Origin of the sequence: Arthrobacter sp. NPDC097144 (genome assembly GCF_044762205.1) — a bacterium.
In the GTDB taxonomy this organism is placed as follows: Bacteria; Actinomycetota; Actinomycetes; order Actinomycetales; family Micrococcaceae; genus Arthrobacter_B.
The window spans coordinates 1-1,689 of record NZ_JBIWDW010000011.1; the positions used below are offsets into that span (position 1 = coordinate 1).

Sequence of the window (1,689 nt, forward strand, 5' to 3'; positions counted from 1 at the left end):
ATGCGGTTTTGGATGGACTCGCGGCCTATCAGCTTGTTGGTTGGGGTAACGGCCCACCAAGGCGACGACGGGTAGCCGGCCTGAGAGGGTGACCGGCCACACTGGGACTGAGACACGGCCCAGACTCCTACGGGAGGCAGCAGTGGGGAATATTGCACAATGGGCGAAAGCCTGATGCAGCGACGCCGCGTGAGGGACGAAGGCCTTCGGGTTGTAAACCTCTTTCAGCAGGGAAGAAGCGAAAGTGACGGTACCTGCAGAAGAAGCGCCGGCTAACTACGTGCCAGCAGCCGCGGTAATACGTAGGGCGCAAGCGTTATCCGGAATTATTGGGCGTAAAGAGCTCGTAGGCGGTTTGTCGCGTCTGCTGTGAAAGCCCGGGGCTCAACCCCGGGTCTGCAGTGGGTACGGGCAGACTAGAGTGCAGTAGGGGAGACTGGAATTCCTGGTGTAGCGGTGAAATGCGCAGATATCAGGAGGAACACCGATGGCGAAGGCAGGTCTCTGGGCTGTAACTGACGCTGAGGAGCGAAAGCATGGGGAGCGAACAGGATTAGATACCCTGGTAGTCCATGCCGTAAACGTTGGGCACTAGGTGTGGGGGACATTCCACGTTTTCCGCGCCGTAGCTAACGCATTAAGTGCCCCGCCTGGGGAGTACGGCCGCAAGGCTAAAACTCAAAGGAATTGACGGGGGCCCGCACAAGCGGCGGAGCATGCGGATTAATTCGATGCAACGCGAAGAACCTTACCAAGGCTTGACATGAACCGGAAAGGCCTGGAAACAGGTCCCCCACTTGTGGCCGGTTTACAGGTGGTGCATGGTTGTCGTCAGCTCGTGTCGTGAGATGTTGGGTTAAGTCCCGCAACGAGCGCAACCCTCGTTCTATGTTGCCAGCGCGTTATGGCGGGGACTCATAGGAGACTGCCGGGGTCAACTCGGAGGAAGGTGGGGACGACGTCAAATCATCATGCCCCTTATGTCTTGGGCTTCACGCATGCTACAATGGCCGGTACAAAGGGTTGCGATACTGTGAGGTGGAGCTAATCCCAAAAAGCCGGTCTCAGTTCGGATTGAGGTCTGCAACTCGACCTCATGAAGTTGGAGTCGCTAGTAATCGCAGATCAGCAACGCTGCGGTGAATACGTTCCCGGGCCTTGTACACACCGCCCGTCAAGTCACGAAAGTTGGTAACACCCGAAGCCGGTGGCCTAACCCCTTGGGGAGGGAGCCGTCGAAGGTGGGACCGGCGATTGGGACTAAGTCGTAACAAGGTAGCCGTACCGGAAGGTGCGGCTGGATCACCTCCTTTCTAAGGAGCACCTCAAAGTGTCCATGTCCTTCCACAGTGTTGGATGTGTGCTTTGCAGGAGATGCCCATATCGGAGACGTTAGTTCTTCGGTGGGTGCTCAAGGGTGGAATATCAATAGGCAGGTTCCCGGGGTGGTCCGGGCAGCACAGTACGCCGTGCCGTGGTTTTTCCTTTTTGGGGAGAGAACGCGGGTTCAGGGTTGGAACTGCTGCCGGGTATCCATGTACCGGGTTTTACCGTTTGGCACACTGTTGGGTCCTGAGGCAACAGGACCGAAGAATTCGAACCAAGAACATGGTTGGAAGGACACGGGTACCGTGTTGTTTCTGGTTGTTCCTGCGCAGGTCTGAAGCGTTCCGCGGTAAATACGCGGTG

General features: G+C 57.1%; 1 rRNA gene. It reads left to right on the forward strand.

From position 1 onward, the window contains the following. A 16S ribosomal RNA gene (locus tag ACIQXM_RS18050) occupies nt 1-1,313 on the forward strand; the annotation flags it as partial. Nucleotides 1,314-1,689 lie beyond the last annotated feature (376 nt).